At 60.7% G+C, this 21,815-nt stretch carries 23 protein-coding genes; 12 read left to right on the top strand and 11 right to left on the bottom strand.

Annotation, left to right across the window (positions count from 1 at the left end):
- The first annotated feature begins 52 nt into the window (after window positions 1-52).
- Window positions 53-547 (top strand): lactoylglutathione lyase family protein, encoded by a 495-nt coding sequence (locus ACGYLD_RS11040; RefSeq protein ID WP_067261541.1) that lies wholly within the window; start codon window positions 53-55, stop codon window positions 545-547.
- A gap of 18 nt (window positions 548-565) precedes the next feature.
- On the opposite strand, the gene rimO is transcribed toward ACGYLD_RS11040, so the two are convergent.
- Window positions 566-1,939: a 30S ribosomal protein S12 methylthiotransferase RimO gene (rimO, locus tag ACGYLD_RS11035; RefSeq protein ID WP_271691956.1), complete on the bottom strand. Its 1,374-nt coding sequence runs from the start codon at window positions 1,937-1,939 to the stop codon at window positions 566-568.
- 62 nt (window positions 1,940-2,001) lie between these two features.
- Here rimO and ACGYLD_RS11030 point away from each other — a divergent pair, with 62 nt between their 5' ends.
- From ACGYLD_RS11030 to ACGYLD_RS11005, 6 genes are all read left to right on the top strand, one after another.
- Window positions 2,002-3,939 carry an AsmA family protein gene (locus ACGYLD_RS11030; protein WP_271691955.1) on the top strand — a complete coding sequence of 646 codons (1,938 nt, stop codon included), beginning with the start codon at window positions 2,002-2,004 and terminating at the stop codon, window positions 3,937-3,939.
- A gap of 98 nt (window positions 3,940-4,037) precedes the next feature.
- On the top strand, window positions 4,038-5,270 hold the full coding sequence (trpB, locus tag ACGYLD_RS11025) for a tryptophan synthase subunit beta (RefSeq protein WP_394402569.1): 1,233 nt from the start codon (window positions 4,038-4,040) through the stop codon (window positions 5,268-5,270).
- A gap of 434 nt (window positions 5,271-5,704) precedes the next feature.
- The gene (locus ACGYLD_RS11020; RefSeq protein ID WP_394402567.1) at window positions 5,705-5,953 is read left to right on the top strand and encodes a tryptophan synthase subunit beta; all 249 of its coding nucleotides are present in this window, start codon (window positions 5,705-5,707) and stop codon (window positions 5,951-5,953) included.
- Between the two features lie 51 nt (window positions 5,954-6,004).
- Window positions 6,005-6,271 (top strand): tryptophan synthase subunit beta, encoded by a 267-nt coding sequence (locus ACGYLD_RS11015; RefSeq protein WP_271689370.1) that lies wholly within the window; start codon window positions 6,005-6,007, stop codon window positions 6,269-6,271.
- A 39-nt stretch (window positions 6,272-6,310) separates the two neighbouring features.
- Window positions 6,311-6,577 (top strand): tryptophan synthase subunit beta, encoded by a 267-nt coding sequence (locus ACGYLD_RS11010; RefSeq protein WP_394402565.1) that lies wholly within the window; start codon window positions 6,311-6,313, stop codon window positions 6,575-6,577.
- A 203-nt stretch (window positions 6,578-6,780) separates the two neighbouring features.
- Window positions 6,781-7,314 carry a helix-turn-helix transcriptional regulator gene (locus ACGYLD_RS11005; RefSeq protein ID WP_394402563.1) on the top strand — a complete coding sequence of 178 codons (534 nt, stop codon included), beginning with the start codon at window positions 6,781-6,783 and terminating at the stop codon, window positions 7,312-7,314.
- 15 nt (window positions 7,315-7,329) lie between these two features.
- On the opposite strand, the gene ACGYLD_RS11000 is transcribed toward ACGYLD_RS11005, so the two are convergent.
- The 8 genes from ACGYLD_RS11000 to trpA form a co-directional block, all read right to left on the bottom strand.
- Entirely contained in the window at window positions 7,330-7,908 is a 579-nt protein-coding gene (locus tag ACGYLD_RS11000) for a DUF4893 domain-containing protein (RefSeq protein WP_271689373.1), read from the bottom strand.
- Between the two features lie 2 nt (window positions 7,909-7,910).
- Window positions 7,911-8,294, bottom strand: a complete 384-nt coding sequence (locus ACGYLD_RS10995) for a DUF2237 family protein (protein WP_394402561.1) — start codon at window positions 8,292-8,294, stop codon at window positions 7,911-7,913.
- A 16-nt stretch (window positions 8,295-8,310) separates the two neighbouring features.
- Window positions 8,311-9,486 carry a serine hydrolase domain-containing protein gene (locus ACGYLD_RS10990; RefSeq protein WP_394402559.1) on the bottom strand — a complete coding sequence of 392 codons (1,176 nt, stop codon included), beginning with the start codon at window positions 9,484-9,486 and terminating at the stop codon, window positions 8,311-8,313.
- 78 nt (window positions 9,487-9,564) lie between these two features.
- Window positions 9,565-10,257 (bottom strand): aminoacyl-tRNA hydrolase, encoded by a 693-nt coding sequence (gene pth / locus ACGYLD_RS10985; RefSeq protein ID WP_271691948.1) that lies wholly within the window; start codon window positions 10,255-10,257, stop codon window positions 9,565-9,567.
- 174 nt (window positions 10,258-10,431) lie between these two features.
- A complete protein-coding gene (locus ACGYLD_RS10980) occupies window positions 10,432-11,085 on the bottom strand; it encodes a 50S ribosomal protein L25/general stress protein Ctc (RefSeq protein ID WP_271689377.1) in 654 nt (217 codons plus the stop codon).
- Window positions 11,086-11,198: 113 nt separating this feature from the next.
- The gene (locus ACGYLD_RS10975; protein ID WP_394402557.1) at window positions 11,199-11,819 is read right to left on the bottom strand and encodes a hypothetical protein; all 621 of its coding nucleotides are present in this window, start codon (window positions 11,817-11,819) and stop codon (window positions 11,199-11,201) included.
- Window positions 11,813-13,003 (bottom strand): alpha-hydroxy acid oxidase, encoded by a 1,191-nt coding sequence (locus ACGYLD_RS10970; protein ID WP_271691946.1) that lies wholly within the window; start codon window positions 13,001-13,003, stop codon window positions 11,813-11,815. Before ACGYLD_RS10970 ends, ACGYLD_RS10975 begins: the two co-directional genes overlap by 7 nt.
- 139 nt (window positions 13,004-13,142) lie before the next feature.
- On the bottom strand, window positions 13,143-13,934 hold the full coding sequence (gene trpA, locus ACGYLD_RS10965; protein WP_394402555.1) for a tryptophan synthase subunit alpha: 792 nt from the start codon (window positions 13,932-13,934) through the stop codon (window positions 13,143-13,145).
- Between the two features lie 156 nt (window positions 13,935-14,090).
- Between trpA and ACGYLD_RS10960 the strand changes: the two genes are divergently transcribed.
- Together ACGYLD_RS10960 and ychF are read left to right on the top strand one after the other, a co-directional pair.
- Complete coding sequence (locus ACGYLD_RS10960; RefSeq protein WP_067261693.1) at window positions 14,091-14,282, top strand: hypothetical protein; 192 nt, start codon at window positions 14,091-14,093, stop codon at window positions 14,280-14,282.
- Between the two features lie 59 nt (window positions 14,283-14,341).
- Window positions 14,342-15,439, top strand: coding sequence for a redox-regulated ATPase YchF (gene ychF / locus ACGYLD_RS10955; protein ID WP_271689380.1), 1,098 nt, complete (start codon window positions 14,342-14,344; stop codon window positions 15,437-15,439).
- An 86-nt stretch (window positions 15,440-15,525) separates the two neighbouring features.
- Here ychF and ACGYLD_RS10950 read toward each other — a convergent pair whose 3' ends face one another.
- A complete protein-coding gene (locus tag ACGYLD_RS10950; protein WP_271691944.1) occupies window positions 15,526-15,828 on the bottom strand; it encodes a hypothetical protein in 303 nt (100 codons plus the stop codon).
- A gap of 551 nt (window positions 15,829-16,379) precedes the next feature.
- On the bottom strand, window positions 16,380-17,438 hold the full coding sequence (locus ACGYLD_RS10945) for a tyrosine-type recombinase/integrase (RefSeq protein WP_394402553.1): 1,059 nt from the start codon (window positions 17,436-17,438) through the stop codon (window positions 16,380-16,382).
- Between the two features lie 756 nt (window positions 17,439-18,194).
- Between ACGYLD_RS10945 and ACGYLD_RS10940 the strand changes: the two genes are divergently transcribed.
- From ACGYLD_RS10940 to ACGYLD_RS10930, 3 genes are all read left to right on the top strand, one after another.
- Window positions 18,195-19,289: a tyrosine-type recombinase/integrase gene (locus ACGYLD_RS10940; protein ID WP_394402551.1), complete on the top strand. Its 1,095-nt coding sequence runs from the start codon at window positions 18,195-18,197 to the stop codon at window positions 19,287-19,289.
- Window positions 19,290-20,029: 740 nt separating this feature from the next.
- Window positions 20,030-20,443, top strand: a complete 414-nt coding sequence (locus tag ACGYLD_RS10935; protein WP_394402549.1) for a hypothetical protein — start codon at window positions 20,030-20,032, stop codon at window positions 20,441-20,443.
- An 80-nt stretch (window positions 20,444-20,523) separates the two neighbouring features.
- Window positions 20,524-20,970: a hypothetical protein gene (locus ACGYLD_RS10930; protein WP_394402547.1), complete on the top strand. Its 447-nt coding sequence runs from the start codon at window positions 20,524-20,526 to the stop codon at window positions 20,968-20,970.
- The last annotated feature ends 845 nt before the right edge of the window (window positions 20,971-21,815 follow it).

Below are 21,815 nucleotides of genomic sequence, written 5' to 3'. Positions count from 1 at the left end.
CATGTGAGATGCGCCTGTCTATCTCAACCTCAACGCAAACAGGAGACCGCATATGACCACCCCCCGTACCTTTTCCCACATCGGCCTATCCGTGCCGGACCTCGACGCCGCCGTGAAATTCTATTCCGAAGTTCTTGGGTTCTATGTCGTGATGCAGCCCACCGAAGCGGTGGAAGAAGACACCGCCATCGGCGTCATGTGCACCGATGTCTTCGGCCCCGGTTGGGGATCGCTGCGCATCGCCCATTTGGCGACAGCGGATGGCATCGGGATCGAAATCTTCGAGTTCCCCGGCAACTACGCCCCCGAAGAAAAGCTGGAGCATAAGCGCCACGGCACCTTCCACTTCGCGATCCAAGACCCCGATGTCGAAGGTCTGCTGGAGCGGATCATCGCGGCGGGGGGCAAGCAGCGGATGCCGGTGCGGGAGTATTTCCCGGGCGAGAAACCCTACCGCATGGTCTATGTCGAAGACCCCTTCGGCATCGTCTTCGAGCTTTACAGCCACAGCTATGAGCTGACCTATTCGGCGGGCGCTTACGCCTGAGAGAAACCCGCGGGGGCGTCAGGTAGTCTGACGTCCCCAAAGATCGTATTCGCCCGCCTCTTCGACTTCGACGGTGACGATGTCGCCGACTTTGAGGTTCTGGAAATCCTCGTCGATGAAGAGATTGCCGTCGATCTCGGGCGCGTCGGATTTGGTGCGGCAGGTGGCGGCGTCTTCGTCGATCTCATCCACGATCACGTCAAGGCGTTTGCCGACCTTGGCGGCGAGCTTGGCCTCTGAAATGGCTTGTGCCTTTTCCATGAAGCGCTCCCAACGGTCTTGTTTAATCTGGGGCGCCACATGATCCGGCAGCGCGTTCGACCGCGCGCCTTCGACGTTTTCGTATTGGAAGCAGCCGACCCGGTCGAGCTGCGCTTCGTCCAGCCAATCGAGCAGGGTCTGGAACTCCGCTTCCGTCTCACCCGGATAGCCGACGATGAAGGTCGAGCGCAGGGTGATGTCGGGGCAGGTGTCGCGCCATGCGGCGATCTCGTCGAGGGTTTTCGACGCAGCGGCGGGGCGGGCCATGCGTTTCAGCACGTCCGGATGCGCGTGCTGGAATGGAATGTCGAGGTAGGGCAGCACCAGCCCCTCGGCCATCAGCGGGATCAACTTGCGCACATGCGGGTAGGGGTAGACGTAGTGTAGCCGCACCCATGCGCCGAGGGAGCCGAGATCCCGCGCCAGATCGGTGATATGGGCGCGGTGGCCACGGTCTTCGGCATGTTTGATGTCGACCCCGTAGGCGGAGGTGTCTTGGCTGATGACCAAGAGTTCCTTCACGCCATTGTCGACGAGCCGCTCGGCCTCGCGCATCACGGCATGGGCCGGGCGGCTTTGCAACCGGCCGCGCATGTCGGGGATGATGCAGAACTTGCACTTGTGGTTACAGCCTTCGGAAATCTTGAGGTAGCTGTAGTGCCGTGGGGTGAGCGAGACCTGCTGCGCGGGCAGAAGGTCGATGAAAGGATCAGGCGCGGGCGGCACTGCGCCATGCACCGCGTCGAGCACCTGTTCGTATTGATGCGGGCCCGTGACGGCGAGGATGCGGGGGTGATGTTCGCGGATGTAATCGGGCTCGGCCCCCAGACAGCCGGTGACGATCACCTTGCCATTTTCCGTCAGCGCCTCGCCAATGGCATCGAGGCTTTCGGCCTTGGCGCTGTCGAGAAAGCCGCAGGTGTTTACGATCACCGCATCGGCGCCCGCGTAATCGGGCGAAACGCCATAGCCTTCGGCGCGGAGCCGGGTCAGGATGCGTTCGGAATCGACCAATGCCTTGGGACAGCCGAGGCTGACCATGCCGATGGTCGGCTGGCCAGGGCGGGCGGGATCGCTGATCTTCGCCTGCGGGGCGAGGTCGGGGCGCAGATTGGGTGGGTTTGTGCTCATGGCTTGCGCTATAAGGCAAGCGGATGAGCGGGGAAAGAGCCGCCGGGCAGGAGGAGAGAGCCATGAGATGGATTATACGGGTCATCGGCGCGCTGTTGCTGATCGTCGTGATCATGCTGGGGGCGCTGTTCCTGCTGCCCGGTGAGCGGATCGCGCGGATCGCCAGTGACCAACTCAGCCGGATGACCGGGCGGGAGGTGTCGATCACCGGCGATGTGGGCGTGACGCTCTGGCCGGTGCTGGGGGTGACGGCGGGCGGGCTTGAGGTCGGCAATGCCGATTGGACCGATAAGGGCGCGCTGCTGACGGCGGCCAATGCGGCGATTGGGGTGGATGCGGGCGCGCTTTTGCGCGGTGAGATACGGATCACCAATATCGCGGCGCAAAGTCCGGTGATCCGGTTGGAGCAACGCCTTGATGGGCGGGCGAGTTGGCAGTTCACCGACAGCGCCAGCGGCGCGCGGTTGGAAACCGAGAGCGCGCCGAACGCTAACCGGCGGCCACTAAGCATTCAGAAACTCACGGTAACCGATGCCACGCTGATCTATGACGCGGAAGGGGCGGATGTGCTGCGCTACGACGGTGTCGATCTGGCGCTCGATTGGCCCGAGCGGGGCGGGGCGGCGGATATCACCGCTAGCATGGCGCCCACAGGGCAGGCGGTGCAGCTTGCCGCGCGGATCGAAGGCTTTGCGGATTTTCTGGACGGAGGCGTGCAACCGCTGCGCGCGGAGGTCACGGCGGGCGGGGGCGACGCCTCGTTTGATGGGCGTGGATCGCTCGACGGTGCGCTCGCCGGTGATCTGCGGGTTGATAGCGCCGACACGGCAAGGTTTCTGGCGTCCTTTGGCGCGGGCGGTATCAATCTGCCGCGCGGCTTGGGGCAGTCGGTTGATCTGCGAAGCGGGCTGACCCTGACGGCGGATCGGCGTCTGTCGCTGCGCAATCTCGCGGTGGATTTGGGCGGCAACAGCCTGACCGGGCAGGCCGATCTGGCCCTGAACGGCACGCCGCGGATCACCGCAAACCTGCGGACCGGGGCGCTGGACCTCTCGGCCCTGTCCGAGGAAACCGGTGAGACGAAAGGCGCCGACAGCACCACCACGGCGGATGCAGAGGGCTGGTCCCAGCAAGAGATCAACGCCGACTGGCTCGCCGCCTTTGACGGGAACATCGCCCTGAGCGCGGAAAGCATCGATCTGGAGCAGCTCGACCTTGGCCCCACCCGTGCCGTGCTGCGCAATGAGCGCGCGCGAATGGTCTTTGATCTGCAGGATATGAACGCCTATGGCGGCAAGGTCGCGGGGGAGTTTGTGATGAACAACCGCGATGGCCTGTCCGTGGGCGGCAGGCTGCAAGCGCAGAACGTGCAGATGCGCGACCTGCTGGAGGATGCCGCCGGGGTGACGCGCTTTACCGGGGCGGGCGATGCCGACCTGTCGTTCCTCGGGGTGGGGCAGTCTATTGACGCGATCATGCGCTCGCTCAGCGGCTCCGGCGCGCTGACCATGGGGCGCGGCACGATTGCGGGGATCGACTTGGACGCGCTGCTCGGCTCCGTCGATGCCGAAGGCGGCAGCACGGTGTTCGATTCCGTGGAGGCGACGTTCGAGATCGCCAAGGGCGTCTTGCGCAACGACGATCTGCTGATGCTGCTGCCGAACTTCAACGCGACGGGGGCAGGGCAGGTCGATCTGGGGGCGCAGAGGCTGGACTATACGGTCACGCCCAAGGCGCTGCGCGTCAATGCGTCGCGCGGCGGGCTGGCGGTGCCGGTGCGGATCAGGGGGCCTTGGGCGGACCCTGAGATCAAGGCCGATCTGCGCGCCGCGATCGACCTGAACTTTGCCGAGGAAAAGCAGCGGGCCGAGGATGTGGTGCGCCAGAAAATACAGGAAGAATTGAACATCGCACCCGACGACAACCGCTCGACCGAGGATATCGTGAAGGATGAGTTGGAGAATGCGGTCAGACGCGAGTTGTTCAAACTGTTCGACTAGCCGCCCCCCGCTGCCGCCCGCCGCCACTTGGCGAAACTCATGGTGGCGTAGGCGGGCGGGCTGCGGTAAGGCTGACGCGACATTCTAGGAGAGGCGCAATGGCCAACGATCTTTTCAACAGCTTCATGACCGGCCCCGACGAACAGGGCCGTTTCGGCGATTTCGGCGGGCGCTTTGTCTCGGAAACGCTGATGCCGCTCATTCTTGAGCTGGAAGAACAATATGAGAAGGCGAAGACCGACGACAGTTTCTGGGCCGAGATGCACGACCTCTGGACCCATTACGTTGGCCGCCCCAGCCCGCTCTACCACGCCGAGCGGCTGACCGAGCATCTGGGCGGTGCCAAGGTCTATATGAAGCGCGACGAGTTGAACCACACCGGCGCGCATAAGATCAACAACGTGCTGGGGCAGATCATCCTCGCCCGCCGCATGGGCAAGAAACGCATCATCGCCGAGACCGGGGCGGGCCAGCACGGTGTGGCCACGGCGACGGTCTGCGCCAAGTTCGGCCTGAAATGCGTGGTCTACATGGGCGCCCATGACGTTGAGCGTCAGGCCCCCAACGTCTTTCGCATGCGCCTTTTGGGCGCGGAGGTGGTGCCGGTGACCTCTGGCCGCGGCACGCTGAAAGACGCGATGAACGACGCGCTGCGTGACTGGGTGACCAACGTGCGCGACACCTTCTATTGCATCGGCACCGTGGCCGGGCCGCACCCCTATCCGGCGATGGTTCGCGACTTCCAGTCGATCATCGGCAAGGAAGTCCGCACCCAGATGGAAGAGGCCGAGGGCCGTCTGCCCGACACGGTGATCGCCGCCATCGGCGGGGGCTCCAACGCGATGGGGCTGTTCTACCCCTTCCTCGACGACAAATCGGTGAACATCATCGGTGTTGAGGCCGGCGGCAAGGGCGTGGACGAGAAGATGGAGCATTGCGCCTCGCTGACCGGAGGCCGCCCCGGCGTGCTGCATGGCAACCGCACCTATTTGCTGCAGGACGATGACGGGCAAATCCTCGAAGGTTTCTCGATCTCTGCCGGGCTCGACTATCCGGGCATCGGGCCAGAGCATTCCTGGCTGCATGACATCGGTCGCGCGAAATACGTCTCGATCACCGACCGTGAGGCGCTGGAGGCGTTCCAGCTGTGCTGCGCGCTTGAAGGGATCATTCCGGCGCTGGAGCCGAGCCACGCGCTGGCCCACGTGCTGAAGATCGCGCCCGAGCTGCCGAAGGATCACCTGCTGGTGATGAACATGTGTGGCCGGGGCGACAAAGACATCTTCACCGTTGCCCGCGCATTGGACTTCGACATGGGTGAATTCGCCTAAATTCCCATCCGAATCCGAGCCGAGTTTGACGGGTCCGCGTGAAAACGCGGGCCCGTTTTTTATGCGGCGCCCCGCTGCGCGTGATTTACGCATAAACTTTGGGCAGGGGGCGAAGTTCTTTGCCGAAAAAGCGCGAAAAAACTTTCACATCGCGAAAAGACCGGCTAGCCTTTCTTTGCAGCCCGCGCGCCTGCCCGCGAAACCCCGTTTCGCCCTTGCAGGCTTGACGCTAAGGCAATCTACCCCCGTATTCCGCGCCCGATTTGCTTCGTAAACCAAAGTTTATGAGGCTCTTACAGGGGTTTAGATCGGGCGATTTAAACCCGCGGCAGATAGCCAATCCCCCCTCGAATGCCCTTTTCCCTGTCATCCCAACGACGCCGCGTCACCGATGAGCGGCTCGCAACCCAACCCGGGACTGAAAGGAACACGACATGAAAAACGCATTCGCAACCGCCACACTGATCCTTGCCACAGCAGGCACCGCCGCTTTCGCACAGGGCATGGAAGGCCAGCAGGTCGGCTATACCGCAGATAACGCAGATGCCGCCTATTCGACACGCAACATCACTTCCGACGCTCTGAGCTTCGACGATCTGCGCGCCGAGACACCTGCCGAGGCAACGGCGACCGTCTTCGTCACCACGCAAGACGCACAAGAAGATGGCCGTTTCGTCCGCTAAACGCGGGCCACGGCTCCTCCCCCTAACTTTCTCCCCCGAAAGGCTAAAACGATGAAAAAGACACTCGCAACAACCGCACTGATCCTCGCCACCGCAAGCACCGCTGCTTTCGCTCAAGGCATGGAAGGCCAGCGCATCGGCTATAACGACAAGACCGACAATGGCGTTTCCTACTCCAGCCGCAGCGAAGCCGTGGACGAGACCAAGCTGGAAGTCTTCAAAGAAGGCATCCTGCGCGCCGAAGACCTGTCCGACGTGACCATCACCGTCTTCCCGACCGCGCAGAGCGACGCTTCGGTCAACCGTTTCCCGCGCTGATCCCTGCGCGACCCTAACTTTCCCCCGAAAGGACACGACATGAAAAAGACACTCGCAACCACCGCCCTGATCCTTGCCACCGCAGGCTCCGCCGCTTTCGCACAGGGCATGGAAGGCCAGCAAATCGGCTATAACGACAAAGCTGATGCAGGCGTTTCCTACTCCAGCCGCAACGACGCTGTCGACAATGTGAAACTGGACATCTTCAACAACGGCACCTTCCGCGCAGAAGACACATCCGACGTGACCGTCACCGTCTTCCCCGCCGCGCAAGACGCCGAGAAAGTGAACCGTTTCCCGCGCTGATATCGGCCTGATGCCTGCTAAGGCATTGCGGTAAAACAGTCTTCCGGCCAGCCAAGCAACCCTGAAACTGGCCTCAAGAAAACGCACTCGCCCCCCGGGGCGGGTGCCAAATCACTAAGGGTTGATCAAGGCGCATGTCCGCCATCCCTTGCACTTCGGTGCGCCGCGGTTAAATACGGCGAACACCAAGGCAAGGCTTCACCATGAAGAATAAGAAAAAGATCGCACTGTGGGTTATCGCCGCTCTACAGTTCAACGCCACTGTCTATTTCGTGCTCGTTTTTGCACTGGAGGGGCGCGGCGTGACGCTTTTCGGCACCCCGCTGGCTGACATTGGGCCGAACAAGGGCATTCAGGTTTTGGGTTTGATTCTCGGGGTCGTTCTGGGCTGGATGGCACTGCGGATGAGCATCCAGCGCGCTGAGCGGGCAGAGACGGCGCTGCGTCATTGTACGGTGGAATTCGCCGATGTGCTCGAAGAACACTTTCGCGAATGGCACCTCACCCCGGCAGAGCGGGACGTGGCGATTTTCCTGACTAAGGGTTTGAATACACGCGATATTGCCGAGATGCGCGGCACTTCCGAAGGCACCGTGAAGGCGCAGACCAATGCGATTTACCGCAAGGCGGGCGTGACCGGGCGGACCCAGCTTCTCAGCACCTTTATCGAAGATTTGATGGACGATTCCCTGATGCCGCGTCCCAAGTCGAAACTGCATCTCTGCCACGCGGCCTAAGGGCGGCGTGGCGCCTCAGCGCGTCAGTTCCAGAATATCGAAATCGCTTTCCACTGCCGGTGACGGGAACAACAGCCGCGCGCGGGTGGGGCTGACCCGCTGGAACACGGCCACGTCGCTTTGTACCTTGCCGCCTGAGGTGAAATCTTCGGGCAGATCGGCATAATCGGGCGGTGTTTCGCCCCGGACATAGCCCACCCCGGCATAGATCGCGCGGCCTTCGCGCAGGGTGATCTCGCCCTTGGTAAGCTGTGATCCGGTGAGTTTTTCAAAGGTGAAGCCGCGATTGCTGGCGGTAAAGCGGCATTTGAACGGGCTATAGGCCACAAGCGGGCTGATCCCGCCCAGCTTGATCGTGCGGCAAGACCAATCGCCCTGCAAATCGGCGGAGAATGCGACCTGAGGCTGCCCGGAGAGGGCGCGGGTCAAGATCGCCACATCCCCCGCGTCGCCCCCGTTCAGCGCTTGCATCATGGCAACGCCAAAGGCGGCGTCGAAGGTCTCCAACCGGGCGCTATCGACGGGGCGCAGGGTGGTTTCCGCCCAAGCGGTGACGGGCAGAAGCAGCAGGAGGGGCAAGAGGCGCAGGCGCATGGTTAATCCTCACTGGGGTCGATGGCATGGTCGCGCAGCACCTCCAGCGGCACGATATCGAGCGCGCGTAGATGCGTAGCCGCCAGATGCACCCGCGGGGCGCAGCCCTCATCCGCGGCTTGCAGGAACCGCGCGGCACAGAGGCACCATGCGTTGCCCGGCTTCAGCCCGGCAAAGCCAAACTCGGGGCGCGGGGTGCTGAGGTCATTGCCGACATATTTCGAATAGGCCAGAAACTCCGCCGTCATCACCGCGCAGACCGTATGGCTGCCCTGATCCTGTGCGCAGGTGTTGCAATGGCCGTCGCGGAAGAACCCTGTCACCGGGTCCGTCCCGCAGATCACCAGCGGTTGGTTCAGGACGTTGGTGCTCTCGTCGGGTGTCATATCTTCCCTTTCTGCTTCAGGTCCCGCCCGAGACGGAGGCTGCGATCTCGCGGAAAATCTCTACATTCTTCGCGGCGACCCCGGCCTCACGGAATTTGCGGTCTGCGGCGTTGGTGGCAATGACCACATCGCGGGCGCTGTCGACATAGATGTACTGCCCATAGATGCCGCGCGCCATATACTCCCCCTCGGGCGCGCCCTGCGGGATCCACCATTGGTAGCCATAGCCGATGCGCCCCTCGGCGGTGGGGGCGGTGGGGCTGGTTGATTCTGTCACCCAGTCTTCGGGCACGATTTGCTGGCCGTTCCATTCCCCACCTTGGGCGAACATCTGGCCGAAACGGGCATAGTCGCGCGTGGTCATGTTCAGCCCGCCGAGCACGAAGGCGGTGCCGGAACCATCGACGATGTAATAGGGCGCATGTTCCAGCCCCAGGGGCGCGATGACCTTTTTGCTCAGCACTTCTGGCACGCTGCGCCCGGTTGCACCGCGCACCACCATGCCGATCACATGGGTGTCGATCGATACATATTGCCACTGGCTGCCCGGCGCGGTGAAGGTCTCGGACAATTCGGCGGTAAAATTGTCGAGCCTGCCGCCAAGCGCCACCACCCGGCCCATGCGGTTGATGTCTGAATCGTAGTCCAGATAATCTTCGTCAAAGGTGACGCCGCTGGCCATATGCAGCACGTTGCGCAGACTGGCCCCGTCATAGGCGCTGCCCTTCAGGCTGGGGGCATATTTAGTCACCGGATCGTCGAGGGATGCGATCTGGCCCTCCGCCAGAAGGATGCCCACCAGCGCCGAAAGATAGCTTTTCGCCACCGACCAGCTGATGCGGCGGTCCTCGGGGCCGGTGCCTTTGAAGTAGTTCTCATAGACGATGGCACCGTCTTTCAGCACCACCAGCGCGGTCACGTCACGGGCCGCGATCCAGTCGTCCACCGCCTTGGGCAGTTCGGTTTCGGGGCCATAGGGAAGCTCGGTCGTCAGCCCGTCTCCGCGCGAAACGGGGGCGGAGAGGAAAGCGCCGTCCATATGGCTGAAGTTGTGCACGATCTTCTCTTCGGAGAAGAGAGAGTTCACCGCCAAGAGCCGTTCGATCTCTTCCCGCTTCCAAAGACCGATGACGATGGCCGCCAGCAAAAGCGCCAGCAAGACCCGGCCCAGCCATTTTCCGAATGTACGCATGATATCCCCCCTGTTGGCACGCAGTGAACCACGGCGCGGGGGCGGGGGCCAGCCCGACATTGCGTCAGGCTAAAGCGCTCAGCGAAAGCGGTCCATCAGCTTTTGCAGCGGCGATTGTGGCTCGGCCTCGTGTTCGGGCTTGGGGGCGGCGGGCTTGGGCGCGCTCGGTTTCTTTGGCCCCTTGCTGCCGGTGCCCGAGCGGGGCGGGGCCACGCGCAGCGCCACGGCATTCATGAACCGTCCGGTATCGCCCCGCGCCAGATCTGCTGCCCCGTCTGAGACGCCGCGCAGCACATCGTCCAGCCAGCCTTCGTCGGCTTTCGGGAAGTCGCGCAGCACATAGCCCGCCACCGCGTCCTTATGGCCGGGATGGCCGATGCCCATGCGCACGCGGTCATAGTCCGCCCCGATATGCGCGTGGATCGAACGCAGCCCGTTGTGGCCTGCATGGCCGCCGCCGGTCTTGCATTTGACCTTGCCGGGGGCGAGGTCCAATTCGTCATGAAAAACAATCACATCAGCGGGGTCGATCTTGTAGAACTTCATCGCCGCCTGAACCGATTGGCCGGAGTTGTTCATAAAGGTTTCGGGCTTGAGCAGTACCGCCCGGTCAGAGCCGAAACGCCCCTCGCTGACGCTGCCCTGAAACTTGCCCTTCCACGCGGAAAACCCGTGATCTTCGGCAATGCGGTCCAGCGCCATGAAGCCGATGTTGTGACGGTTGCGGGCATATTTCGCGCCCGGATTGCCGAGGCCGACGATCAGTTTCATGGGCGAGGTCTCCTTTGGTTTCGCCTATCTTAACAAGCGGGGCGGGAGAATGTCCCCAAGGTCGCCGGAATTTTTGTAAATTCCGGGGCGATTTCTTTGAAAGAAATCGGGCCCCAAACGCAAAACGGGGCCGCGTGATGCGACCCCGTTTCAGCACAGCCTTGCGGCGCGCTATCATTCACCGTCGGGCGGGCCCATTTCGGTTGTCGGCACTTCGTCCGCTGCCGTGTCGTCATCGTCGTCATCCGACGCGGCCAGACCAGCAGGTGCAGAGATCGTGGCAACGACGAAGTCGCGGTCGATCGTGGGTTTCACACCTTCGGGCAGGTCGACGCGGCTGATGGTCGCGCTGTCGCCGATTTCGAGGCCGGTGATGTCGACGGTCACATGCTCGGGGATGTCCGCGGCGGTGACGACCAGTTCAACTTCCGGACGGACCAGAGTGAGTACGCCACCCTTTTTCAGGCCGGGGCATTCTTCTTCGCCTTTGACGTCGACGTTGATGAACAGGTTGATCTTGGTGGTCCGCTTGAGGCGCATCAGGTCGATGTGCGTGGGCAGATCTTTGACGACGTGGCGCTGAACGTCGCGGCAGATCACACGAACGTCGTCGTGGCCTTCAACCTTGAGGTTGAACAGGGTCGCTTTGAAGCGGCCTGCACGCAGCTTGGTCAGCAGCTTGTTGAAAGGGATGTTGATCGGCAGCGGCTCTTTGTCACCACCAAATACGATACCAGGAACCATGCCGTCACGACGTGCTTGGCGAGCGGCGCCCTTGCCTGTCCCCGCGCGTACCTGGGCTTCAAGATCAGGAATCTCTCCGGCCATTTTAGTCTCCAAATTTGTTAGGGCGGGAATCCTCCAAGGCTGTATTCCCGCGTGAAGCCGCGCGTATAGACCGGTTTTGCCCGGCTGGAAAGGGCAAAAGGGCGGGGGCGGCGCTATTCCTGCGGCGTGCGCAGATAGCCGTCCGCCGCCATGAGCCGGTCATAGAGGGCGAACTCCTTGGCGCGTGCGGCGCGCAGGCGGGATTCGACCTCCTGCGACAGGGGCGCGGGCAGATCGGGTGAGACGTTCTTGGGCTTGAGCTTGACCTCCCGCCCTAGTCTTTCGGCCAGAAAATCGCGAAAGGCCGGTTGGCGTTCATAGGCGAAGAGGTGCTCGACCAGCAGGTCGCCATGGTCAGAGGTCAGAAAGGAAAACTGGCTGCCGATCTGCGCGCGGGGCGGGGGCGTGTCTGAAATGACTTCAAGCGCGAAGTCCTCGAAACTTAGCCCCTTGGTGCTGAGCGGTTTGCCATCCAGCCGGGGCTGGCTGCGGTAGCGATACCAGCTTCGGATTTGCTCGACAGGGTTGCGCATCACCGCCAAAGCCTCGGGGGAGGCCGAGAAGGTTTCCTGCAAAAAGGGCAGAACGCGCCGCCGATAACGCAGGGCAGTCACATGTTTGCGCCCCCGCGAAAAGATGATCTCGGCGTCGAGTTTCAGCGCCATTTCGACTGCGGTGGTCCCGGTTTTTGGCGTGGCGAGAAAGGTAAGGTTGCGGCTGAGAAAGATCAGCATGTGCCCGGATCGCGCGGCCGTTCCTGCCAGTCACCGCCGAAGTTGCGCGGGATCAGCAGGTTGTGCCGCCCGAGGTTCGCGATTTGCGTCTCTCCGCAGAGCGCCATGGTCAGGTCCAGCTCGCGGTGGATTACCTCCAGCGCGCGGGTCACGCCCTGTTGCCCCATCGCGCCCAGCCCATAGATGAACGCGCGCCCGATGTAGGTGCCTTTAGCGCCCATCGCCATGGCTTTGAGCACGTCCTGACCCGAGCGGATGCCGCCATCCAGATGCACTTCGATCTGGTCGCCCAGCGCGTCGAGGATCTCTGGCAGCATACGGATCGAGCTTAGCGCCCCATCGAGCTGCCGCCCGCCGTGGTTGCTGACGATGATCGCATCGGCCCCGACTTTCAGCGCCATGCGCGCATCCTCGGCATCCAGAATGCCCTTTAGGATGACCTTGCCGCCCCATTGTTCTTTGATCTTGGCGATCTTGTCCCAATCGAGCGAGGGGTCGAACTGTTCCGCCGTCCAAGCGCCAAGATCGGCGTTGTCGGTGACCCCATGCACATGGCCTACGATATTGCCGAAATGCCGCCGCTTCGCGCCCAGCATCTCGCGCCCCCAGCCCCATTTGGTAGCAAGGTTGGCGAGTGTTTTGACTGTCAGCTTGGGCGGGGCGGAAAGGCCGTTCTTCAGGTCTTTGTGGCGCTGTCCGAGGATTTGCAGATCAAGCGTGATGACGAGGGCCGAGCAGTTCGCGTCCTTCGCGCGCTGGATCAGGCGGCTGACATATTCCTGATCGCGCATGGTATAGAGTTGAAACCAAAAGGGTTTCGTCGTCGCCTCTGCCACGTCTTCGATGGAATTGATCGACATGGTCGAGAGGGTAAAGGGCACGCCAAAGGCTTCGGCTGCGCGCGCGGCTTTGATTTCCCCGTCGGCACATTGCATTCCCGTCAGGCCCACGGGGGCGAGGGCCACCGGCATGGCCACGTCCTCGCCGATCATCTGCGTCGCGGTGCTGCGCCCCGACATATCCACGGCAACCCTCTGGCGCAGGCGGATTTGGTCAAAGTCGCTGCAATTCTCACGGAAAGTCTGCTCGCTCCAGCTGCCCGATTCCGCGTAGTCGTAGAACATCTGCGGGACGCGCCGTTTGTAGATACGTTTGAGATCGTCGATGCTGGTGATGACGGGCATGGGCCACCTGTGCTGAATGGGTTAACTTTTGGTAGCAACTGGTGGGGGGCTTGGCAATTGGGAAGGCTGCGGCAACGAAAAAGCCCGCGCGGCCAGTGGGGCAGCGCGGGCTTGGGGTCGTTTCCCAGGGAGAGGGGGGTTACGCTGAATGCGCCCCGTCGGCCAGTGATTTCACAAAGCCCAGCACATCCTCTGCACTGTCACCATTGGCGATCCGGCTGACGATGGCCGAGCCGATTACCACACCGTCGGCCACTTCGGCGATGGCGCGGGCTTTCTCGGGCGTGTTCACGCCAAAGCCCACGATGACGGGCAGGCCGCTGGCCTTTTGGATGCGCGCCACCTCGGGCGAGACATCCGCGGCATTCGCCTCGGCCGAGCCGGTGATGCCGGTGATCGAGACATAATAGACGAAGCCGGAGGTGTTCTGCACCACGCGCGGCAGGCGCTTGTCGTCTGTCGTGGGGGTGGCAAGGCGGATGAAGTTCAACCCGGCGTTCTGCGCGGGCAGGCAAAGTTCGATGTCTTCTTCGGGCGGCAAGTCGACCACGATCAACCCGTCGATCCCGGCGTCTTTGGCCTCTTTCAGGAAAGTCTCGACGCCCATGGAATAGATCGGGTTGTAATAGCCCATCAGCACGATCGGGGTCGTGTCGTCATTTTCGCGGAAGGCGCGGACCATTTCCAGCGTGCGGTTCAGCGTCATGCCCCCTTCGAGGGCGCGTTGACCGGCAAGCTGGATCGTTGGGCCATCGGCCATCGGATCGGTAAAGGGCAGGCCAAGCTCAATGATGTCGACCCCGGCAGCGGGCAGGCCGCGCACGATTTCCAGTGAACGGTCGAAATCCGGGTCGCCCGCCATCACATAAGAGACAAACGCCTTTTTGCCGCGGGCGCGGAGGTCTTCGAATTTGGCGTCGATACGGGTCATGTGGCTTGCCTCATTTGGTGCTTTCCTCGCCAATGCCGAATGTCGCGGTGAAAATCAATCCACCGCGGGGCAGGGGGCGGCAAAATTCGCCTCCCGTGGGCGCCTATGGCACGCCGCGCCCTTCCATTTTGCGTAAAGCCTCCTATCTCATGGGCCATGAATTATGTACTCGCCCTTTTCCTGCCGCCGCTGTCGATCCTGCTGATCGGACGGCCCATCCTGTCCATCGTGGTCTTCCTGATCTGGCTGCCCGCGATCATCTTCTCGGGCGGGTTGACGCATCCGATGTTCATCCTGCTGGCTTGGATCCTGATCTATCAGGCGCATCAGGACCGACGCGCGCGCTGAGCCTTGCGCTTTGCGGCCCTTACCCCTAACACACGCGCAGCTTTTATAGGGGTATCGTCATGGGTTTCAAAATGGGCATCGTCGGACTGCCGAACGTCGGCAAATCGACCCTTTTCAACGCGCTGACCCGCACCGCTGCGGCGCAGGCGGCGAATTTTCCGTTCTGCACCATTGAGCCCAATGTCGGCGAGGTGGCAGTGCCCGACGCGCGGCTCGACAAGCTGGCCGAGATCGCGAGTTCGAAAAGCATCATCCCTACGCGCATGACCTTCGTCGACATCGCCGGTCTGGTGAAAGGCGCGTCGAAAGGCGAAGGTCTGGGCAACCAGTTCCTCGCCAACATCCGCGAAGTCGACGCCATCGCCCATGTGCTGCGCTGTTTTGAAGATGGCGACGTGACCCATGTCGAAGGCCGCGTTGACCCCGTGGCCGATGCCGAGACCATCGACACCGAGCTGATGCTCGCTGATATCGAGAGCATCGAAAAACGCCTTCAAAACATCGTCCGAAAAGTGCGCGGCGGTGACAAGGAAGCGGTCCAGCAAGAGCGTCTGATGCGCATGGCGCTGGAAGCGCTGGAAGACGGCAAGCCCGCCCGCGTGGTCGAGGTTGATGAAGATGACGCCAAGGCTTGGCGCATGCTGCAACTGCTGACCACCAAACCGGTGCTCTATGTCTGCAACGTGGGCGAATCCGAGGCCGCCGAAGGCAACGAACATTCCGCCAAAGTCGCCGAGATGGCCGCCGCACAGGGCAATTCCCATGTGGTGATCTCAGCCCAGATCGAGGAAGAGATCAGCCAGCTCGAAGCCGAAGAGGCCGAGATGTTCCTTGAAGAAATGGGGCTGAAGGAAGCCGGGCTCGACCGGCTGATCCGCGCAGGCTATGAGCTTTTGCACCTAGAGACCTATTTCACCGTCGGCCCCAAGGAGGCGCGCGCTTGGACCATCAAGTCCGGCACCTCCGCGCCCAAGGCGGCGGGGGTCATCCACGGTGATTTCGAAAAGGGTTTCATCCGTGCCGAGACCATCGCCTATGATGATTTCGTAAGCCTCGGCGGTGAGGGCCCTGCAAAAGAAGCGGGCAAGATGCGGGCTGAAGGCAAGGGGTATATCGTCAAAGACGGCGACGTGCTGCACTTTCTGTTCAACACCTGATCAGCGGGGCAGGGGGCAAGGCCTCCGCCCACGTAAAAAGCCCGGCAGCGCGCGCTGCCGGGCTTTTTGTTTGTTAGGGCAACAGCTTACTTGCTGTCGTTGCCCGGGCCAAAGCCACCGTAGACATAGCCTTCGCCGGGGCTGCGCAGGGCGTTGCGCGTGCTCATCACGGTGTCACGGTTCTTGTCGGTGTCGGCGGTGTTCAGCATGATGTCGTTCGCCTTGGTCGAGGCATGCGGGTTCCGCATACGGTCGCTGTTGCCATAGACGTCGCTCGCGTCGGAGTTCACCGAAGTGTCGAGGAAAATGTCGTTGTGACGGGTGGAGTTGTCGGCAACGGCAGCGGTGGAGATCAAAGCGGCGGCGGCGGTGGTCATGATGAGTTTCATAGCGTGTTCCTTCAGGTTTTATTAAATCGCGTCATTGCGATGTCATCGTTTGTGGTGAAGTAACGGGCCATCGGTCGTTTAAGTTTCGCTGCGGTTGCTATATTGTCTGCGATCTGGGGTGATTGTGCGCCGTCGGGGAAGCGTGACGGGATAAGTGTTTAGCAGTATCAATGGGTTGCGCCGTGACTCGCATTGTTTCACAAGTCATTCACGCTCCTGTGTAAGTTGCTACAGCCGCGTTGAATAGCTGAAAAATGACGCGATGAGGGACCCTTGCGATCCCATTTTCTGCGATGCAGCGCTGCCAGAAGCGTACCGCCGCCCCCCATGATGGCGGGCGCACCAACTAAAAAGAAACCAACTATGAGAAATGCGGAAATTCCCACGAATTTCGCCTTGTCACTCGGGCGCGACCTCTCTAAACGGGTCGACGGAGACGTGGCCGAGTGGTCGAAGGCGCTCCCCTGCTAAGGCCGCAGACACTCCGGGTAAGCCGCTGAAATTCAGCGGCTTTTTTACTTCCCCTTTTTGGGATTCCCAAATCTTTCCCATCATGGCCGAAAGTCCCATCCGTGTTTGAGCACCCGCTCGCCAAGATCCATGGGCGGGCGCTTGCGGTAGCGACGCGCCATGGCCGCGCCGGCCCAGCCGCCCCTGTCGATCAGCAAGTCGTGGTCGCCGACCAAGGCACTGAACCAGGTGGCCCAAGTGTGACGAAGACTGTAGAAGACCAGCGTCTCAGCTTTGTCCGGCTGCGATAGTCCTGCGGCCTCGGTCAGCTTGTGGAATTGCCGGATCACCGTGGTGCCACGCACCCCATCCGGCACAATTTCTCTGCCAGTCGTCGACAGGAAGACACGACCTTCCTGCGGCAACTCCCCAATAAGCTCCCATGCCCTAACGGGTAGTTGCACCAATCGTGCGCGGTATGGAGTCTTTCCGCCTCCAGGCTCCTCACCGCGTATCCAGATTTCGCGGGAAGTCCGGTGGATATCCTCGGCCCGCACGCAGAACATTTCCCCCGGCGTCGCGCCACTGCCGATCAGGAAGGCGAGCATCTTCAGCAATCGCCGTTCAGGATCGCGCACGTTCTCGGGAGGATCTTGCGCTACAGCGATCAGACACTCGAACTCCTCCGGGGTCACGATGCGGGTGCGCTTATTGTCGGTCACCCGTTCCGGCCTCAGGCCGCAAGCATTGTGAATTACAGCCTTGAGCGGGACGGTGACCTGTCGTCGCGTGGTCGCGTCCGACCAGCCCGGCTTCCTAAGTTCTACCTTGCACTGCTTTATCGTGAAGGCATCGATCTCGTTGACCCGGGTCAGCGGACCAAAATAGGCGATCAAGCGTCGCACGAAGCTTCGGTTCTTGCCGAACTCGGCAAGATACAGCTCGGCGGCCTCTTCGAACGATGGAAAGGCCGCCAAGGCGCGTTCCCACGCCGCGTCATGCACACCCTTCGCGATTCCAACGGCTACTTCAGACGCTTCCTGATCGCGGACGCCCGTTGACCGGCGATATCGGTCTCCCTCGACACGGAAATCGTAGCGCCACGACCCGTCCTTCCAGAATGGATACCAGCACGGCTGTCCTTCATCTTGTTTTCGCATTTCATTACCTCTCTTATATTGTTGATGTGTTTCTCGTAGAAGACCGGCTTCCGCCCGCGCATTTCGCAGACTTCTATTTTGGTTCTGTATTTCTTAAGGATATCGAATAGAGTGCGCACGCAAACGCCAAGTGCGCGGGATGCTTGAGCACAATCGAGAGGAACCTCGAAGCTCAACGCCTCAATATCCTTCTTGCTCATTTCACCTCGCAATCTGCATTGAACTCAAAAAGCAGCGCTTCCTGGTTGCTTCTCGCTATGCTTTTGATCCCATAGTTTCCGTTGTTCACTTGGCCCCTTTCCGCGCAAACTTCTCCTGACCGCCGCCCGGAGGCGACGTCGACGAATGCGCCAACGACCTGATTTAACTGACCTAAAGAAGGTTGACGCTGCGCTGTCCGCCGTTCAAGCCCGAAAATTCCATTCCGCTTCTGGAGGTGTATTGAAGGCTCCAGGCGATCGGTCGGAAATTTCCGATTTGGAGCGGAAGGTCCATTCTCGCGGCGCGTGGAAAAAACAACGCGCATCTTGAGGCGCGGAGATCGCGACAAAGAAGCAAGTGGTTCCAGTTCGTTCTTTCCGCGCTCGGTAAAAATTCCGTCAGAGAATTATATATCCGGGGGCGGAAAAAACTGACGGTAATCCGAAGCGATTTTTCCTTCCGGTAGACCAACGCGAAAAAAAACATCGGGAATTCGCTTCGTCTCCCCGAGCACCGGCCAAGCTTGTTTGCACAACAGGCGAACGGAGGCCAGACTTGGGGAAAAAACATCCTTGGAAACCGACGTGGTCGGAAAAAACAAATACTTGGATTATCGACTTTTGGGTCGACGGAAAGCGTATCAGACGGCGCCTGCCAATCCATGACAAGGAACTCGAGCCTGTCGCCGAGAAGCGCGCAAAAGAAATCTATGCGGAGGCTTGGCGAAGCTCAGCCCAGGCTGCAACGAAACAGAAAATTCCGACCTTCAGGGAAGCTTCAAACCTCTATATCGAGGCTGGGGGCGAGGCTCGGTTTCTTCCGAGGATCGTCGCTCACTTCGGCAAGAACACCCAGTGTGATGAGATAAACGAAATCGCGATCGCTCGCGCGGCGCGTGCGCTCTATCCCCTGGCAAAACCGGAGACCGTCAGGCGGCAGCTTCGCGTGCCAATCAAGGCCGTCTTGAACTTCGCGGCCGGTAACCGGCGTCAGAAGCTTCCCGACACGCGCCGGACGCGGTGGCTGACACCGGAGGAAGCAGAACGGCTGCTGGTGGCCGCGGCAAATCCGAAGGTTGCTGGCCTCCGCGACCCGCACTGCCAGACATTGCGCAAGATCGCCTTCATGTTGGGCACTGGCGCGGGCCCCGGCGAGACCATGGGCCTCGACGGAAAGCACTGGAATCCCGCTACAATGGAGTGGTGGCTGCCCGGGACCAAGACAGTCTACCGAGCCCGCTTCGTGCGTTTGCCATCCCGCACGGTGGAGCTTATCGGGCCTGTTCCCGATGAGGGACCGGCCTTTCCGACGCCGAACGGTCAACCCTACGTCTTCCGGAAAAATCGGGGCGGACAAATGGCGGCGGCGTTCGGGAAAATCCGGGCCGCTGCGGGGCTCGGACCTGATGTCGTTCCCTATACGTGTCGGCATTCTTGGGCGACATGGTTCTATGCGCAAACGACGGATTGGGCGGCACTCCTCGACCGGGGGGGGTGGAACCGCGCGGATACGGCCAACCGATACAGAAAAGTCGCGCCGGCGGATCTCGGCCAACGACTTCTTGCGCACGGGTGGGATTTTCGTCCGGATAGGGGTGAGCCTGTGCGGTTCGGCGAAATGGTTTCCCTGCGGTTCGATGGGGGAAGCTGAATGGCGTGCAACCAAAAGGCGTCGGAAAATTCCAGATGCTCTGGCGGGGAAGTTTTCGTTTTTTCCGCCAAACTGCCGCGGGATGTTGTCTTCCGCTTATGCTTCGTGCCCGGGTCGGCAAAGAGCGGCCCGAACCCGAGACACATGCACTGCCAGTTGACGGGGAATTTCGAGATCGAGGTGGCCGAAATTTGGGAGCGATTGGCAAGTAGTCGAGCAGTGAGCGGACGCACCCGCATCGCGAGCGGGCTTAGTCACAGAGCGTGCTTGTCCATCCGCTGGGCCGCATTGTGTTCGACCGCACGCCGGAGCTCTCGCGCGCCGCGTTTGGCGCGGGGGAGGGGGAGAAAAAACCTGGCTGATGGAGGATGGGCCTGTTCCCTGCGCGTCTGTCGCACCCACGAAAAAAACCCAGGTCTCCAGTAGCTGAACAGGCCTCGATACGAACCAGGGCGCGGATCAAGCCATATTACAAACTGAAACAATAGAGGGGTAATGTGATCGACCTTTCGCGTCGGAAGAGCGCGATATCGAAGGCCATAGGTCGAATCATTCCGAAATTTCGATGCTCTAAACCTGTTTATGCGGCGCTCTGTTTGGCTTGCCGGCGGTCGGTCCTGAGACGAGACCGCGCCGCCGGGCAAGCTCAACCGAGCAGATTGAGAGAGAAGCGACATAACTGGACCCGAACCAATGGGGTCTTCTTGACAAGCACCGAACGCTGTCGCTCGAGAAATGGAATGCCCAAAATGAACCTTCACATCACTCAAACAACCTGTCCTGCGCTCCGAGCGGAAGCCGCGCTGAAAGGCTTTCTCGAAAGCCATGTTAAAGCGTTGGTTTGTGCGGCCGGCCTCCTCGGTAGCCGGCCCGCGGTCCGGCGCACCGCTCGCCTGATCGAGGCAATACTTACTGCACCACATCTTACACGGCGGATGCGGCAAGATCTCATCGGGCTGCACCGCCTTCTGTCGCTGGATTGTGTCGATGATTGCGCCAGCCTCGAGGCTGCGTGTTTTGGAGAGATCGATCCTGCTTCGCCCATCGTGGAGGAAATTTGCGAACTATCGGATGGCCTCCGCGGGCACTTGATCGCCTTGGCAGATACCGAGGCCCAAGACCCCCTTTGGAATGACCTGACAGCTGCGGCTTGAGCCGCATCAAGAGTTCCGGGTCGCGGAGCTCTCTTGACGCGCCAATACGGCGCACTGCAACCCGAAAAAGAGGAATGCAAATGCCGATCAGTTCAAACGGGACCGACTTCCATCTAAGGGCAAAGGCGATCCTCGCTGTCCGCCACGGTCGTGAGCTCGCGGAGCTCATGTCGAGGACATATAGCCTGCCATTAGGAGAACTACGGGGTGCTGCGCTCAGCAGCTGTCTCCGACGGCTCCAGAGCGGCGAAGTGACCGATGGACGCGACCTAACGGTTGTAGAGGTCATCTCTGAAAATATCACTCTGGTTCTTGCGAACGAAGTGGTCGACGTGAAGGTCGAATGGCGTCTGGAAGGGCGTGAGAACGAGGAAGAATTTTGGAGTGCAGTGAACGTGCCCATCTACACGCACCGGGGGCAAACGCTCCGGGAAATCCAAGTTCAGATAAAGCGGTTTATCGAGGTAAGGCAGCGGTTCATCGATCAAGCCAACGCCGAGCGTCTCGAGAAACGGCACCTCCGGTAAACTATCAACACCAGCCTCTGCTTCCGAAAGGCAGCCTTCGAAGCAGAGGCATCTTCGTAAGCTGGGGGACCAGCTACTCTGCATGCGCCGAATTACTCCGTAGGTTAAATGGCGTCGTCCACACAGGCACTGCGATCCGACTCATAGGCTCGCCAAAACCCGCACTATAGTTAAGCAGATCGATCCCCCCCCAGGCACTTCGTCCACAGCTAAGTCCTGGAGGCGAAGCCTACTTGTGCCATAGAGGGATAACCGCCAAGTTGCCCAGATCAATAGTAGGGAGCTTCGTAGGTTGGCTAAGAGAGATCCGAACAAAACCGCTCGGAATAGACGGTGCAAGGAAATTTCCTCTGAATTAGGGAGGCTGTGGCCCCAAGTTTCAGCGGACAGCGGATACGGCAATCAGTTGTCATTTAACGCTCTGATTGGAGGCAAGGTCGCTACGTTCATAGACTTGAAGGAGAAGGTAATAAAATCAGCGGATGAATACATTTCTGAATACCTGCGCGGGTTTAAGCGAGCTCGAGAAAACGAAGGATGGACCGCTGGAGGGGCATCTTTCAGCGCGGCTACCTTGCAAGAAAATTTTGATGTTCTGACCAAAACTAAGGCCACAAAGAGTTATTTTCTTCTCTTTCTCCAAAGGGCTTACCTACGGCACTATGACGAGTTAGTCCGAACTCGACCCTCCGCAGCGGACTCGGAGATTTGGATTGGCGAAAATAACAGCGATTATGGCATTCTCATAACACCAAGGTTTAACCCGGACGGTAATCCCCCCCGATGTTAAGGGGATGCGGAAGTAGAATTTTCTCGGCAGGATGAACGAGGAGATTCCGATGAAG

Source organism: Sulfitobacter sp. 1A12056, assembly GCF_043558125.1.
GTDB lineage: Bacteria > Pseudomonadota > Alphaproteobacteria > Rhodobacterales > Rhodobacteraceae > Sulfitobacter > Sulfitobacter faviae.
The sequence above is the reverse complement of the archived record's forward strand: the minus strand, read 5'-3'. Positions and strand labels throughout refer to the sequence as shown.